The following is a 15603-nucleotide window of genomic DNA, read 5'->3' as shown; positions in this document are numbered from 1 at the left end:
AGGCTGCGCGTTTCGACGCTCTTCAAATCGAGAACGACTACACGTTCCTCCACACTCGCCCCAGCGTCGTGACGCACCTAATAAAAATTCCGGATTAGTGGATTTGTTAAGACGTTACCAACTTGATGGCGGTTACTCACATCTTCCTTGGCCAGACTTTCGCCGTTCAGCTTAGATGAGGTTAGGCAGCCCCTTCTGTGGAACGGCTAAACCTCTATTGCAGTATCCGCACTTTTACAGCCAAGACCGGATAGTCCGGAATCGGCCCCATTTCGGACGGCCTATCTCGGGATAATCAGCATACCCTGAAGCGGACGCACCTAGAGTCTGCAACGGCTCTTCCCAGCCGAGCCTGACGGGAACCACGCGCCAAGAACAGAAGTTGGCGCCCCGCTCGACTCCGGACACTGAGAGGCGCGGTATGCAGGGTCGGGTGGCCGCCAAACGCTCACCTGTTGCAGAGCTGCTCTCTCTGCGTTGAGCCAGCTGTGCGCTACGAGAGCCTCCCTGAGCTTTGCGTTATCCTTCTCGAGCTCGGGGACTCAATTAGTTGGAGGTCGCTGCTTGACCATCCTATGGTGACCAAGTTCCTCGGCCTCCCGCCGATACAAAGGCGTGGGCTAGCAAATGGTGAAAGATGGGTTGGAAGGTCGAATTTCCGTATTCGGCGCGAGACGTGGATCAGCGGCAATTACTTGGTTCCATCGACGTCCTGCATGCTCAAATCAGCATTGCCTTTACTGCGCTGCCTACGTCGGGGAGGGATCGGATGTCCTTAGCAACTGTGAGCATTTGATTGGGCGACGGATGGTTCCGGCGGGCAGCTTTGCGGACGCTAAAGCGTTTAATTTTCAGTTCCGAGCCTGTGAGGAGTGCAATCTCGCGAAGTCTGCAGTGGAAGATCATGTTTCTGAAATCACAATGCTTTACAGCCCGGGGCGCGCCGAAGACGACGCAGTCGACGCGACGGCACGACGCAAGGGAAAAAATTCGTTCGACGGCCGATATCCTGGCCAGCCGGTCGGTGAACAGAGCCAAGAGCTTGTGATCCGCCTTAACGCGTTCATGACCATCACTATGGTCGGTGGGCCGCAGCCGGATAACGGCAAAATTGTGGACCTGAGCCTCTACCATATGCAGGGACTTTTCTCCCTGCTGTGCAGCAGGAATCCGATGACCAGCGAGGGAACTCGCCTTCTAACGGACAGCGATTTCGGCTTCTACGGCTTTGTCATGCGTCATGATTGGGGCAACGCGCACCAGCGCGAGATTATGCGACGCGTGGTTGAGGTGCCCATTGTGGCTCAGTTCAGCACCGCTGGGGGTTACTACCAATGCATCATCCGACGCGCCAATGAACCTGGCTCTCCCTGGTTCTGGGCGCTGGAATGGAACAAGAGCATGAGGGTCTGCGGTTGGATCGGCGATCGCGAAAATCCCCCCGTTTGGTTCATCGACCTTCCGTCGCTAGGATGGGTCAACCTGGGCAAGCAGGGCGAGGCCTACACGCGCCATCGGACAGAGGTGCCCCTTGACGAGATGGACGATATCCTCTTTCCGGCGATTGATGAAGGGCAGGCGGAAGTATGAGCAATCGGTCGAGTGATCGCCGGTTTCGCGACCTATGGGGAGTGACACTGACCAAATCGGCACGCGATAGCTCGCCCGGGCTTCTTTCAGCATGTCCTTGGTGGACATATCCGGATGCGGCCGAGGCGTCAAGATGCGGAACTTCGATCGTCGCCCACAAGCGGGCCTGCACCGCGAATTGTTTAACAGCCGACATCGACACAAAACATCGGCTATTTGCAACTTGCACAGAAGGGTAGCAAAGCGTGCATCAGCTCCAAGGGCGATATTGGCCAGATGCCGCAGCGGCGTCGGTATGATTGATTTGTGATATTGCGAAAGTGGCGATGTCCAAGACGAGAAACAATCATTATGTCCCGCAATGGTACCAAGAGGGGTTCTTTGAACCAGGCCGCTCGTCCTTAGCCTTTGTGGACATGACGCCGGACCGGAAGATCCTCCCTGATGGGCGCGTGATCACTCAAAACGGAGCATGGAACGATACGCCAACTTCGAAAGCGTTCGTTCTAAGGGATCTGTATTCGACCTTCTTTGGAACATCAGTCAACGACGAGATCGAGCGGCGCCTCTTCGGTGACATCGATGGCAGGGGCTCCCAAGCGGTGCGTGCATTTTCTGGCACCGACGTGGGCGAATGGCGCAAGCATTTTCAAGAGTTTTTTGAGTACCTAGATATCCAGAAAATCCGAACGCCGAAAGGGCTGGACTGGCTGAAGGTTCAGTACCCCAAGCTCTCACAGAATGAGTTGATGTACGAGATGCAGGGCATCCGCATGATGCACTGCACGATCTGGATTGGGGGCGTCCGCGAAATCGTCTCTGCTGAGGATTCCGACGTGAAGTTCATCTTCAGCGACCACCCGGTGACCATCTACAACCATGCCGTTCCCCCTATGCACGCGATGGGCGCGTATCCGCTCGATCCAGGCATTGCGCTGAGGGCGTCTCAAACGATTTTCCCGCTGAACCGCGACCTCTGCCTGATCCTCTCGAATCTGGAGTATGCAAAGGATCCGAGCACTAGCCCGCTCGAAAAGAGGACCTTCGCGCGAAATTACCGACAGTCCATGACCCGGATCGACGCGTTCATCCGCTCCCGGAAGCTGACTGCGGAGGAAGTTGCGCAGGTCAACTTCGTTCTAAAATCCCGCGCACGGCGCTACATCGGAGGCGGCCGCAAGGAGTGGCTGTACCCCGAGAAGACGGTCAAGCAGCCGTGGGCCGACCTGAGGAAAACATTTCTGCCCCCGGAAAGCGGCCTGTTCCACTTCGGCGGCCAGATGTTCGTTCAGTACGAGAGCGGGCATGTACACTATCAGGACGAATTTGGCAGGACCGAGAAGCCGCGTGATTTCCTGATTAAGGCGGCACCGGAGAAGCAACTGCGCCCAGGAGATGTCTGTGGGTGCGGATCAGGAAATTCCTTCAAGGCCTGTTGTCAGGGAAAGTCCGAAGTGCTGCGCCCCTCTTGGACTGAGCGTAGCATCCGGGAGCGAAACATCATACTGCAAAATGGGATCGAAAGGATCCTTGGGCTAGACGGCGAAAAGGACTGGACTCAGATCCGGCGTGAACTCACCGATGAGAATATCAAGGAAATCTATTTCCTATACGATGCTCTTTGGCCACTAGAAACCGATTTGCTTGCGTTGCTGCCAAAGCCGGACGGCGTCGCCCGCGCGGTCTACACCGGCTCAATCCACCCCTCATCGATCACTGACTTTGCGTTGGCGGCCCCGCTGTATTTCGGTGAGCTGATTGTCGCGCACCCGTTCATCCACTCGGGAGTCATGGCGAAGGAGTACCGTCCTACCGAGAATCCGAGGCGCTATCGGCAAGATTTTCTGAAAAGCACCATGTTCTTCATGACCATCATGCCGCTTGTGCAACTCGGCTTGGTCAACCTTATACCTGATCCCTGCGACTTCGATTTCCATCTCCGCGAGGAGATGTGGAGCATGGCGCAAGCGCGCGCATCCATAATGCCGTTCGACACCGATAAAGAACCTCGCCTGAAAAAACTCATGGAAGAGGACACCCGGCGCAGCCTGATGTTGATGCCCCCGGATGCGCTGCACAGACAACTCCGCAAACTCAACCCAGAAATGAGCGACGGAGAAATCGAGGCCACAATGCGATTTGCCGAGCGCAAACGAGAGCTAGATCCTCTGGCCGTGCTTCAGGACGGTTCTTTGGGAGGCGAAGGGGGCGGGCAGATGAGCATGTTCAAACTCGCGCCAAATTTCGAGATGACAATGTACTTAGCCCAGGCGACAGGTGCCTACATTGTCACGGACAGCCCATTCCGCTGGAGTGAAGTTAAGAGGGCTATCCGTCGACCGGCGGCAGTTGCGACACTGGGGCTCGCCACCTTTTCGGAAAAAATGAAGGTTGCAAAATTCACTTTTCCGCAGCATGTTACGGATGTCGTTGACCACGCGTTGATAAAGTCCTGCGCGGGGTATCCGGATTTGTTCCGGAACCTATTCAGGTATCTCTCACACCTGGAAGAACGTGGAGCAAAGCCGAACCGGGAAGCGCAATTTGCTGGCCAGTTCCCCAAGATCCATGCAACAGCTCAAGCCGCCATCAAAAAATCAGGTGTCGTAGCAAAAGAGGGCCGCATATCTTGTGTCATGCCGCCCGATGGCATCCAGGACAACACAATCAATCGTCTGCTTTTGATGTCGAGCTCGGAGCGGCACCTTTCAAGCGTGCCGATGGCGTTCTTCATTGAGGATTGTGGGACTCGCAAATCCTCAATACTTGCTCGGTAACGACCCTGAAGGTCGGCTGTCGAGTCGACTCCGTGATTCGGAAGGCCAAAGCTCGAGGCCGCGGTGCGCCAGCTATGGTCAGTCGGACGACGCACGCTGATGTTTCACTCCTCCGAACCTGAGACCGCGACGTGACACTTGACCAAACCAGCAATCCCAAGCTTAGGCTGCTACGCAACGACGCCCAGCGCACCATCTTGGACTCGCTGGCCTCGCACGGCTGGACAGCGAAGATCACGCGTGAGTCTTACCCCGGAGAGTATCTAATTATCGAGGCCGAGCGGGGCGAAGCGCGCCGTCGCTTGGCGTTCTTTTATTCGTCGGCGACGGACAATCGACATTATCAGGTTGCGGCACAGGACGCTGACATCATTTTCCACAATGGCGAGCCTTATAAGCTCGAATCCTTTGCCTACGGGATCCAGGTCCCTGTTCGGCCGGTGAAGACTTTCTACGCGACACTGCTGGAGTGGAATCAGGCCTTTGATCCCGCCCGAGCGGACAGTGGAAGCGCTGGACCGCTTCCGGCGCGCCCATCCCGGGTCAGGCACCTAACCGCTGAAGATCCCCTGGCTGCGATCTGGACGCGCCTGGACCAACTCCAAAGTGTCCGCCTGGCGCGGAAGGTCGTGACGCGTCGGTGCGCGGATGCCGGCATTCAGCTCGAAGGCCAGATATTGGACGCCAAGGCCGAGGGCGTCGCATTCTGCGTTCGCAACGCCGCTGACTACTTCCGTGGTCCCCAGACGAACCTCGGAAGCCGCGTTCTCGCACTCTACTATGGCATCCTGTCATTCGCTTGCGCCGAAATGCTCGCCGACCCCGTCGGACGTGCTGGACTCTCCGAAGTGGAGGCCGCGACCAAGCGCGGCCACGGGCTCTATACCGTTCCCGCCGATGACGACGACCTGGGCGAATTGGGCGTGGGTGTCTCCAATGCCGGGTTTTATCCGGCCTGGGTCCGTCTCCTCACGCCCGATGTCGGCGCCTTTCCAAAGACTAGGGCGACGACGGCCGCGGAATTGGTCGCGCTGCCCGCCGAGTTCCGGACCACTCTGCGCGATTTGCTCGCGGCCGTCCCAGAGCTTGGAGACCTCTATGCGGAGGTCTTCGATGGGCCGCCGGCCTGGATCACACCCGTCTACGACATGGAAGCGAACGGCGCGGCAGCCGGGCAGTGGCTTCACGGCTCTGGCGCGAGTTACATCCATCTCTTGGACACCTCTGGGCGGATCGATTGGAACATGGCGCCCTTATCGGCTTGGCCGTTCGCCGAGCCAATGCCTATTAAGCGTTCGGATGAGCGGTCGGCGCTGAGGGTGCGCGTGGATCATCCCGGCTATGAGTCCTGGCATGAGGCGCTGCCGCTCCATAGGAGCGCGTTTTTGGGTTCGACAAGTCTCATTTTCCCTGGCCTTGTCGGAGCTGGTCGATATCGCGTTCTGGCGTTCGCGACGGCTTACGCGCTGTCGATCGTCGTGCGGTATCTCCCGAGCACCTGGCGGCGCGTCGACGGTGGAGATTGGGACCACTATCGGGCCTTGATCGCCGAGGCCGTGACAGTTTTCGCACGGGTCCTGCCAGAAGAGTTCCTAGAGGCTATCGCTGGCGACCGTGTTGTCGCGCGAATGCCCGGCGCATTTATGTAACCTCGGTCGCAACGCAATTTTCATGCCTTCGCGCTATGATGACCAGCGCCGCTAAGTTTCGGGTGGCGCGGCGCACCTGCGTCTGCACCATTCCGAGAGCCGATCGTAAGGGTTAATCTATCGAGCGCTCAGGTAGATCGAGACGACGATACCGCGCGACCTTCAGTTAATGCTCTCCGGCCCAAGGCCTAACCGAACAGTCAGCCAGCGCTCCATCGTCTATCTCGACGGGCCAGGTCCGCCGCATGTGGTCGAGGATTTCCGCAAGGTGGTCGGCGGCTTCGGCTTCGTAGGCGGCGATCATCGCGCCGAGGTTGATATGCGGGTGTGTGGTTCGCTCAGCGCGAGCGTCCCAAAGCTCATAGGTCAACCCGCTGTAGGACTTTTGTTGGCGCCCCATGAACGCGCGAAGCGTAGACTTTGCGCCAAGGGGTTTGCGCCCGGAGTTTTTGTTCGCGGGATGGCCAGCCAACACGTTCCGAAAGTCGCGGATCGCTTCCCAGGCGGCGCCTATGGAGGGCTTGGGGGCGCCGAGCGCAGCCGCCAATTCCAGCAGCGCGTCCTGCTGGATGATGACGGCCTGCATCACACCCCAGAACTCGATGTAAGCTGCCATTGGAAACGTCGAGAAATCGCGTCGCATGTGGGTCCACAGCGCTTCGCCGGTATCCTGGATCAGCAGCATGGCGGTTTCGTACTGCGCGAATCGGTCCCGGTTTCCGGGCGCAAGGGGCAGATCGCTTCGAATAGTCGAGGAGTGGAAGTGGTCGTAGATATCCTGCCGCAGGTTCAGCAAGCGGTCCATCAGTCCTCTTGCTCCTTTGCGGTCTGGCTGCTCTCCGCCTTCCGCTCCCAGGCCTCGATCTCTTCCTCAGAGACCCAGGTAGCTTGACTCATCGCCCGGCCGCCTTCCCAGAAGGCGTTGGCGGCGGCGTCCCGCAGATTGATGAGCGCGTTGAGGCCCGCGAGTTGGTCAATCGACCAGTTCGGCCCTAGCAGGGGGCCAGTCAGCCGCACGATGCTGAACGCCGTTTCAATTCCGGCCTCATGTAGACCGCCGATGCTCGCAGCCCCCGGCGGTCCTTCGCCAAAGACGTCAGCCACCGAGGTCGTGAGGCCCGCGATTCCAGCATGAACACCATAGCTTGCAACTTTGTATTGCAACCGCATCTGCGCCTGATTGGCAGCTTCCTCCAGGTCCTGAAACGTCGGCTTCTGCTTACCGAGGTGCTGCGCAGCCCAGCCATAGGGTGATTTGAACGCTTGGCCATAGCGGGCAAGCACAACGTCATACTCCGCCTTGGTTCGGCGGAGTTCGGCAACGTTTTTCCCCTTCGCTGCGTCCTTCGGGTGGCATCGTTGATACACTTCAGCGCTCCGCTGGGCCTCCACCAAATCGTGGTCTAGGTACCGTGTGGCGATGTCTTCCCCGTGGTCGCCGAGCACCATGGCGACGACCGAAATCTCGTGCAGGGTCCGCCATCGCGAAAAGGCGGCGTCGGCGAACCCCTCGCGCAGCAACGTGAGGACCTCGGTTGCGACCTGGATGCCACGGACATGTAGTCGGTCGAGGGCCGCGGTTATGGCGACGCGCTGCTTCGAGTCAGAAGCGCGCGCTACGGCGATGGCTTGACCGCCGACGCTGTCGGCGGTCGCCATGAGCATATCGAGCTTATCGAGAGCGTCGCCCCAGATGAGTTGGATGGTCTCGATGAACTCAGCACGATTGCGCTCATGCTCGGCCTGAATTTCCGGCCATTGCTTGCGGATGCGCTGAAGCAGGATGTTCGAGGCGTCCTTAGCGACCCCTTCGATGACTCGCGGCGTCTCGGCTTTGATGCGGTCTGCCAAGCCGTCGATCTCGGCGATGTCTTCTTTCGTCAACGTTAGCGTCGCCGACGTCAGACCGGGGCGTTCCTCCAGTTGAAGTGGGGTGCTGTTGCCGGCGAGGAGATGTTTCGCTAAAGCTTCGGCCTCATGTGGCTTCAGCTCTATGCCCGACGCGCTCGATCGGTTAGCGATGATCCTCTGGAGGTGAATTTGTGGTAGCCTCTGGATACTTGTATCGAAGGCCGCTTGCATTGGTTCAAGCTCCCCGGGAGGAGTTCGTGATCTCGACGTCTTCATGGTCGTCGCTGTGCTCGTCTCGGTCCAAATCGACAGATCACACCGAAAATATCGGCAAACCGCTCGTTGAGAAATACGCTACGCGGGATAGAACCGCCCTGGCGTGGGATGGTCGGCGCCGCGTGAAATCCCTCGCCTACGATCGCGCCGGTTTCCCTGTAGATCGTGACGTAGGCGTCGCCGATTGGGAAGAGCGTCGTCATGATGAGCGGAAGCGGATGCTCGCTCACATAAGCACCGAACCGACTTGCACTGATGGCGATAATCCTAGCCTCGTCCGCCGCAATAACTCCTTGCTCGATATACTGACCGATTTTCCGTGCCTTGTCCCAGAAGGCGCCAGATGTGCGAAGCTATGCCGGGCGGATCGGTGCTGCGATGATATGACCGCCCTCGTTGATCGGGATGGGACGGACAACCTGATCTGGCTCGGAATCTCCGTCGCGAGGTGCGATTGCTTCGATCCAGAAGCGCCGGCCGTCCTCAATCACGCACAGCTCTAGCTGGCCGCCATCGCGTTTGCGTTCCACGATGGGCAACAAGTTGCGGCCCGCCTCGATCAGCGTGCAGCCGAGATACATTTCCCAAAAGCGACCATCGACATCGCGGGCGAACCCGTGCCGGAAATCGGGGTCCGCATAGGGTTCATAGGTCGCCACATGCCGTTTAGCAGGTCATTCAGTTCCTGCTCAATCGGGGATTGTGCCATCTTCAGATTCACGAAACCGGGGTCGAGATTCTGACCGACGACATCAAACAGGTCAGTCATCGCAAACCGCTCGTCCCTTTTCCGTGGCAAGTGGTCTCCGACCGGCCGACGCCGACCTTTTACGGGATCATGCCACGATCAAGGCGGCGAAGCAGCAACGTTGTGGTCAGCAATACCGTGTGCAGGCGAAAGGTGCTGTCGTCTTCATCCGACAGGCCCGGATGCGGACCCGCCGGATGGAGACGCTTCACCAGACCATTGATAAAGCCCCTTCCGTCATCGCCCCACTCGTTGAGCGGGATGCTTAGGAAGCCGTGTGAAGCGAGCTTCGCACGGCGGGGTTGCCCGGTGGCAAGCGTAGTCGTCGAGGGATCGACTCGCTCGGCAATCGCGTCGAGCAACGCGTCGAAGAATGTCCGGATCTGGCCATTGGCGCCGGCCCAATTACCCCGCGCATGCGCGTCCAGCGCCTGCTGCAGGTGACCCCTAGGCGTCTCCAGCCCATATTTGTTCATCAGCCGCATCAGCTCGGACTCGGTCTCAGGAAGACCGATGTCGGTTGGAAGCGTCCGGCGGAGCATCCCGTTGCTCACCGCATAGCCGTCCATGTCGAGCACTCGGACGAACGTTGCCATAGCCGGCGTAATTGGCTCGGCGCTCGACCAACGATGCTCAGGCTCGCGCGGCAAAAAGCTTGCAGCACGCTCAACGATCATGTTGACGAGCGGCTCACCGTCCACTGTTGCGGTGGGATTGAGATCGACGAACTGCTTCAGGTCGCTTAGCCGGTTCTTAAGGCTGACAGGGTCCGATCGGATCTGCGTGTAGACAGCGGGCCCCAATTCCATGAGGAAGGCGGTCAGGTCCGCGTGATATTTGCCTTCAAAAAGATCGATCGCCGCGATCGTCGTGCGGCGCGAGAATAACGGGTTCATCATCTTCCTCAGCTTCAGTCAGGTCATCGCGTCGTCCGGCATGCTCTCGGGCGTGAACGGTACCTTCATGCTCCATTCGCCCGCTTCGTCCTGATAGAAATAGATCCCGCCCGACACAAAAACGTCGCGCGTCAAATCGACAAGCGGGGCGAGGACATCCAGCTCCGCGGACCATGTCGGCTGACTGTCCCATAACGCGCGGCAACGGTCGCGAAGCGCATCGACCAGCTCGCCATATCCGCCGGCCTCGATGGCCGCGCGCGTCTCGGGGAAATCAGCCCAGGTGAGATCCTCGCCATCCATGCCGCCGAGAAGATAGGCGCAGGCCTTGATCGGCTGACAGAGCTCACCGCCCGCCTCGCCGAGCAGGCGATAGAGGTCGCCATGGAGCCGGTACGCCTTGATAGACTCGTTGGCTCGGGTCCGCGCCTCCGGCAGGACCGCGCGGACGGTGTCAGCATGCTGGTCGTTCTGCTGCGGGGCGAAACGAGCCGAGAGCCGGCAGACGGCATATTCGTCCCAGGCGATCCGAGCGATCTGGAACAGGACAGCGCGCTCGAAATCCGCGATCTTGACGCCCAACCTTGCATCCGGCACGAGTGCCTCCATCCGCGCATTGACGTCAACATGGCCGCATTCATGGGCGATGATCCCAATCGCGCTCTGGCGCGCCTCCATCGTCGTCTGATCCTCTGCGATCAGCGGCACGAGCATCTCAGCGTTGAACGCGAGATGGCTCTTCACCACGCCATCGCGCATTACCTGACAGGTCTTAGCGACGCCCTGCATCTCCTCGGTGTCGGTCCGATCGAGTGGCCGCAGCCCCTCGATGCCTTGGTCGATGCTGGCCAAGGCCGCGTCATAGTCGATGCCGATTGTCACGCCGTCTAATGTGCTCAAGTCCATGAAAGACCCCAGCGTCATCACGCATTCGCCGACCGCTTTGCCGAGTTCGACGGCCGCGTCCTGGTTCGTGAAGCCTTGTAGCGATACCAGCAGGCTCGAAGGCACGGTCGTGGGCGGCAGATTGTCCCAGTCGATGTCATCCATGACGTCCGCCCTTGATTAATAGGTCCTGAGCCTAGACGCGCGAGGTGATGCCGGCCCCTGTGCGGATATCCGCGATGGTCGTGCCCAGCGCGTGAGCACTACGGGACCCAACATGTGGCGCTGATCGCGCAATTCTTTCCATCGTACACGAAAGCAACGCTGTATCTGGCACGAGTGGTCGCGACATACATCTTGGTGGCCGACTTCTCGACATCGCTCGGCTTTCCGGAGGCAATCCACTTTTTCGCCGGGCCGTGGGGATAGATCAGCACCCTCTCAAAGGTGAGGCCTTTGGATTCGCCAAAATTCATCGCCTCGAACGGCCCACAAGCGGTACGGGCGCTGTAGCGCAGAACCTGCGGTGAGAAGCGCCGGACGTACTCTGCAACATTGATTGCCTGGACGAGGAAGACGCCGTCATGCCCGGTCACGGTATAGTTGCGGGAGACAGTATTTGGCTCGTTGGGAAAGAAGCTGTCGCCAAGATCGGCAATTGCCTGATTGCAGCGATGCGTATGCTGTTCGTACTCAATCGAAGTCAGGCCGGCCTTCTTCCAGAGCTCGAACTTCTTGATGATCTCCGGGCCGGCAAAGGCCTTGTGCTTTGGCGAGTTGTTTGTCGCAAAGGTCGCCTGACGATGATCGCCGACAAAGGTGATCTGGATGCCCGATTTTAGCATCAGTTCGAGAATGTCGAGGTCATACCCCGCCATGTCTTGAATTTCGTCGATGATGATGCGGTTGAATCGCTGGCGAAGACGTCGCATAACCGAGCCGCCCGACTTGCGCTCACACTCGCAGATGAACTTCGAGATCTTATCGGAATAGATCTGATTGCCATCATGGAAATAGTGCTGCGCAGTTTTAGCCTCCGGCACGAAGGGGACGGATTTGCCTTCCACCCAGAAGATGCCGTCAATGCGCTGGTTGTGCAGGACGGTGCGGTATGGCCGTGCGAGTTCGCGCAGGAGGAACGAATACCAGGAGATTACCTCGATCTGGGGGGGAATCGCCCGCACGCGTTCGTAGGCCTTGAGCTGAATTTCGCGGACGTTGTTGCGTGTGTAGGTGATGAGAGCTGTCGCGCCCTCCTTGTAGCCAAGCGCCTGATCGACGACCCGCGTCGTCTTTCCGCCGCCGGCGGCAGAGATGACGATGCGATTAGCGGATAGCACGGTCGATATAGTCCGGGGGCAACCACTGGACGTCGGTCTCGAAGAACCTGAGTGCAGTTTCGGCCTTGCGATCGATCATGTATGCGATCGCGGGGGCGTCATCAGTGAAGTTTTGGCCCAGGATCTCGTTGATCTTCGCGAGCCCGTTCTTGCGGAGAAGCTGCGGCTCCAGCGTGGGGTATGCCTCGTTGTCGTCATACTGGAGGTTCACGAACTCCGACGTGTCATAGCCGGCGTATTTTGCCTTCACTTTTGCGAGGTTGCCGTCATTGTCGGTGACGACATCGGCCTCCTTCTTCACTGCGATCGCAATGTCAAGGAAGCGCTTAAAGGCAAGCGAGTTGACGGAGATCACGTCGACACCCTCTTCGAGCGGCATGACGCCGTGCTTGTCCTTGTAGGCGCGCTGTACGATCAGCTCGTCGGAGGGGCCTTCGACAAGGATGGCGCGTCTTGCGAGAATAAGCCGCAGTGTGTCGTGCCCGGGCAGCTTCATGAAGTAATCGCGCGTGCCCTTATCCTTAAGTTGGCTGATGCGTACGTTCTCACCGCGCTGGAAGAGTAGCACGGCCTCGATGCCAAGCTTGTTGAGGACGAAGCTGCTGTGGGTTGTGATGAAGATCTGACGGCTGCCCGCATTTGCGGAGATATGGCTGATCAGCTCGTTCAGGCTTGCGTAGGAGAGATGGTTCTCTGCCTCTTCGATCAAAATGATGTTGGACTTGGCCGAGGTTTCCATCGCCAGCTTGATCTTCACGCTGTTCTGTTCGCCCTTTCCGACAAGCGGCAGCGGGATCTCGTCGAGATGAGGCATGATCCCGGCCTCCCATGTCGCGCGCGCCGACGTATCGAGAGATACAGAGATCACCTTATTGCTGACTTTGCCGGTTTTGAGCGCCAGAGCGTCGTTGATCGTCTTCACCTTCGGCTCTTCGGAGAAGCGATCCTTCATGAGCCGGTAGGTGAGCGCCAGATCGACCCGCTCGCGGGAGGAAAGGCTTTCCTTCACAATGTCGGTCACATAGCGGTTGGCGGCGGCGTTGTTCTTGACCGTGCTGGTGTCAATCAGGCTGGCGTGGAGGGGAATCATGCGAGCATTAGTGATCTCGTTATCGGCGAAATCGCGCCACTTTACGCTGTAGAATTCGATTGGCAGCGTCCGAATGTCATTCGGATCGGCGACGTACTGGGCAAAGTCGTCTGCGTGAACCGAGTTCAGCTCGATGGTGAGTAGCACACCTGGCACATCGTCGCTGAGGGAATTGTTGATGCCTTTGAGCTTCGCAAGCGTCGGGTCGTTGGCGAGAAACAGCTCGATGGAGATCGTCGGCGGCGACGCGGTGACGCCTTTTTTAAGGTTGTCGACATATTCGGCGACAACCGCCAGATTGAATAGATAGGGATGCAGCTCGATCTGTATCGGACGGCTGTTGAGCTGACCGGTCAGTGCGAGATGGAGCGCTTCGAGAAGCGTGGACTTGCCACACTCGTTCCCGCCGACAATGACATTCAGCCGTTCGTTGAACGCGACGTCCGCAGCCTTCAGGCAGCGATAATTCTGAATGATCGCTCGTTGAATGAACACGGGAATCCCCTTTCCCCTAAAAATACCACGTGGCCAAGCTCTGGGGACAGGTAGGCCGCCGATCAGTCCACAACCTGCGAAAACAAGGAACCCATCCGCCGCCTTGCTATCCCGCTTTCTCTGGAAGCCGGGGTCTGCGCGCTTCACCGGCATTTCACCCCGAAAGCTGAGGCCAAGTTTAACGCAGGAAGCGCTAGTCAACCCGCCATTTTGCAGACATTCCCAACGGCAGAGAAGGGTCAACACCGGTAGCTGCGACCAAGCGGCGAGGAGGCGCGCCACGCCGATTTCAGGCAATCGCACGCCACGCTGCGATGCTCGCTTTCCGTTGTTGAATCTCCCCCAATTCCCCCTTCTTTAATCATCCCCATTCGGGAAGCCCCAGCATCCTTCCCGGCCAAGGCGGGGATGAGATGGCGGGTTCAGCTCACAATCCGGAGGGCCTGACGCGCGGCGTGCGCATGCTGCGCACCGCGCTCGGCCCGGTGATCTCACGCCTTCTGGATGACCCCTCCGTCGTCGAGGTCATGCTCAACCCGGACGGACGCCTCTGGGTCGACCGGCTATCCGACGGGCTCGGCGCCACCGGTGAGCGCCTGGCTCCCGGCGACGGTGAGCGCATCATCCGCCTCGTCGCACATCATATCGGCGCCGAGGTCCATGCCGGTGCCCCGCGGCTCTCCGCCGAGCTTCCTGGGACCGGTGAGCGCTTCGAAGGCCTGCTCCCGCCTGTCGTCGCAGCTCCGACCTTCGCCATCCGCAAGCCCGCCGTCGCCGTGTTCACGCTCGACGATTATGTGGCCGCCGGCATCATGTCGGTGGCGCAGGCCGAGGCCCTCCGCCAGGGCGTGGCCTCCCGCGCCAACATCCTGGTGGCCGGCGGCACCTCCACCGGCAAGACCACGCTCTCCAACGCCCTCCTGGCCGAGGTGGCCAAGACCTCCGAGCGGGTCATCCTGATCGAGGACACGCGCGAGCTCCAGTGCGCAGCGCCCAATCTGGTCGCCATGCGCACGAAGGACGGCGTCGCCTCGCTATCAGACCTCGTGCGCTCCTCGCTCCGCCTGCGGCCCGACCGTATCCCCATCGGCGAAGTCCGCGGCGCGGAGGCCCTGGACCTCCTGAAGGCGTGGGGCACGGGTCACCCCGGCGGCATCGGCACCATCCACGCAGGTAGTGCCATAGGCACCCTGCGACGGCTGGAGCAGCTCATCCAGGAAGCCGTGGTCACCGTCCCGCGCGCTTTGATCGCCGAGACCATCGACCTGATCGCCGTCCTGTCCGGCCGCGGTGCCGCGCGCCGGCTCACCGAGCTCGCCCGCGTCGAAGGGCTCGCCCCCGACGGTGATTACCGCATCTCTCCCGCCGTCCCTCCGACCGAAGAAGGAACCTCCCTGTGATGCCGATCCGCGTTTCCATCAATCGCCGCCTGCTGCGAGCCGGTGCTTCTGCATTTGCTTTCGCCTGTGCGCTCTCCGCTGCCCACGCCTCCGGCTCCTCCATGCCGTGGGAGACGCCGCTGCAGTCTATCTTGGAGTCCATCCAGGGGCCTGTCGCCAAGATCATCGCGGTGATCATCATCATCTCCACGGGCCTGGCTCTCGCCTTCGGCGATACCTCGGGCGGGTTCCGGCGGCTGATCCAGATCGTGTTCGGTCTCTCCATCGCGTTCGCTGCTTCCAGCTTCTTCCTCTCCTTCTTCTCCTTCAGCGGCGGAGCACTGGTCTGATGGCGGGCGATGCCGGCGAAGTGCCCGGCTTCTCCGTCCCGGTCCATCGGGCGCTCAGCGAGCCGATCCTGCTCGGCGGCGCGCCGCGGGCGATCGCCATCTTCAATGGGACGCTCGCCGGCGCCGTCGGGCTGGGGCTGAGGCTCTGGCTCGTGGGCCTCGCCCTCTGGGCTGTCGGGCACCTCGCCGCCGTCTGGGCCGCCAAGCGCGATCCGCTCTTCGTCGACGTGGTGCGAAGGCATCTGCGCATCCCCTCCCACCTGTCGGTCTGAGGGGG

At 59.8% G+C, this 15603-nt stretch carries 13 protein-coding genes; 6 read left to right on the top strand and 7 right to left on the bottom strand.

Annotation, left to right across the window (positions count from 1 at the left end; all coding sequences use genetic code 11):
- The first annotated feature begins 807 nt into the window (after positions 1-807).
- From V5F66_RS03695 to V5F66_RS03685, 3 genes are all read left to right on the top strand, one after another.
- On the top strand, positions 808-1590 hold the full coding sequence (locus tag V5F66_RS03695) for a hypothetical protein (RefSeq protein ID WP_394093281.1): 783 nt from the start codon (positions 808-810) through the stop codon (positions 1588-1590).
- Between the two features lie 326 nt (positions 1591-1916).
- The gene (locus V5F66_RS03690; RefSeq protein WP_394093280.1) at positions 1917-4367 is read left to right on the top strand and encodes a DUF4238 domain-containing protein; all 2451 of its coding nucleotides are present in this window, start codon (positions 1917-1919) and stop codon (positions 4365-4367) included.
- Positions 4368-4498: 131 nt separating this feature from the next.
- A complete protein-coding gene (locus V5F66_RS03685) occupies positions 4499-6016 on the top strand; it encodes a YaaC family protein (RefSeq protein WP_394093279.1) in 1518 nt (505 codons plus the stop codon).
- A gap of 166 nt (positions 6017-6182) precedes the next feature.
- Here the strand turns inward: V5F66_RS03685 and V5F66_RS03680 are convergent, their stop codons facing one another.
- The 7 genes from V5F66_RS03680 to V5F66_RS03650 form a co-directional block, all read right to left on the bottom strand.
- A complete protein-coding gene (locus V5F66_RS03680; protein ID WP_394093278.1) occupies positions 6183-6821 on the bottom strand; it encodes a hypothetical protein in 639 nt (212 codons plus the stop codon).
- Positions 6821-8098, bottom strand: coding sequence for a DUF5677 domain-containing protein (locus tag V5F66_RS03675; protein WP_394093277.1), 1278 nt, complete (start codon positions 8096-8098; stop codon positions 6821-6823). The genes V5F66_RS03680 and V5F66_RS03675 overlap by 1 nt, the downstream gene beginning before the upstream one ends.
- 398 nt (positions 8099-8496) lie before the next feature.
- A complete protein-coding gene (locus V5F66_RS03670; protein ID WP_394093276.1) occupies positions 8497-8802 on the bottom strand; it encodes a hypothetical protein in 306 nt (101 codons plus the stop codon).
- Between the two features lie 169 nt (positions 8803-8971).
- Positions 8972-9790 carry a hypothetical protein gene (locus V5F66_RS03665; protein WP_394093275.1) on the bottom strand — a complete coding sequence of 273 codons (819 nt, stop codon included), beginning with the start codon at positions 9788-9790 and terminating at the stop codon, positions 8972-8974.
- A 15-nt stretch (positions 9791-9805) separates the two neighbouring features.
- Positions 9806-10837 carry a hypothetical protein gene (locus V5F66_RS03660; RefSeq protein ID WP_394093274.1) on the bottom strand — a complete coding sequence of 344 codons (1032 nt, stop codon included), beginning with the start codon at positions 10835-10837 and terminating at the stop codon, positions 9806-9808.
- 98 nt (positions 10838-10935) lie between these two features.
- Positions 10936-12012 (bottom strand): UvrD-helicase domain-containing protein, encoded by a 1077-nt coding sequence (locus tag V5F66_RS03655; protein ID WP_394093273.1) that lies wholly within the window; start codon positions 12010-12012, stop codon positions 10936-10938.
- The gene (locus V5F66_RS03650) at positions 11999-13879 is read right to left on the bottom strand and encodes an ATP-dependent nuclease (protein WP_394093272.1); all 1881 of its coding nucleotides are present in this window, start codon (positions 13877-13879) and stop codon (positions 11999-12001) included. The genes V5F66_RS03655 and V5F66_RS03650 overlap by 14 nt, the downstream gene beginning before the upstream one ends.
- Positions 13880-14010: 131 nt before the next feature.
- On the opposite strand from V5F66_RS03650, the gene trbB reads away from it, so the two are divergent.
- Genes trbB through V5F66_RS03635 form a run of 3 tightly spaced genes read left to right on the top strand, consistent with a single transcriptional unit; the run spans position 14011 to position 15598 of the window.
- On the top strand, positions 14011-14997 hold the full coding sequence (gene trbB / locus V5F66_RS03645) for a P-type conjugative transfer ATPase TrbB (protein WP_394093271.1): 987 nt from the start codon (positions 14011-14013) through the stop codon (positions 14995-14997).
- The gene (locus tag V5F66_RS03640) at positions 14997-15326 is read left to right on the top strand and encodes a TrbC/VirB2 family type IV secretion system protein (protein ID WP_394093270.1); all 330 of its coding nucleotides are present in this window, start codon (positions 14997-14999) and stop codon (positions 15324-15326) included. The genes trbB and V5F66_RS03640 overlap by 1 nt, the downstream gene beginning before the upstream one ends.
- On the top strand, positions 15326-15598 hold the full coding sequence (locus V5F66_RS03635) for a VirB3 family type IV secretion system protein (protein WP_394093269.1): 273 nt from the start codon (positions 15326-15328) through the stop codon (positions 15596-15598). The genes V5F66_RS03640 and V5F66_RS03635 overlap by 1 nt, the downstream gene beginning before the upstream one ends.
- Positions 15599-15603: the final 5 nt, after the last annotated feature.

It is taken from the genome of Xanthobacter versatilis (genome assembly GCF_043193975.1).
GTDB classification, from domain to species: Bacteria; Pseudomonadota; Alphaproteobacteria; order Rhizobiales; family Xanthobacteraceae; genus Xanthobacter; species Xanthobacter autotrophicus_E.
The sequence above is the reverse complement of the archived record's forward strand: the minus strand, read 5'-3'. Positions and strand labels throughout refer to the sequence as shown.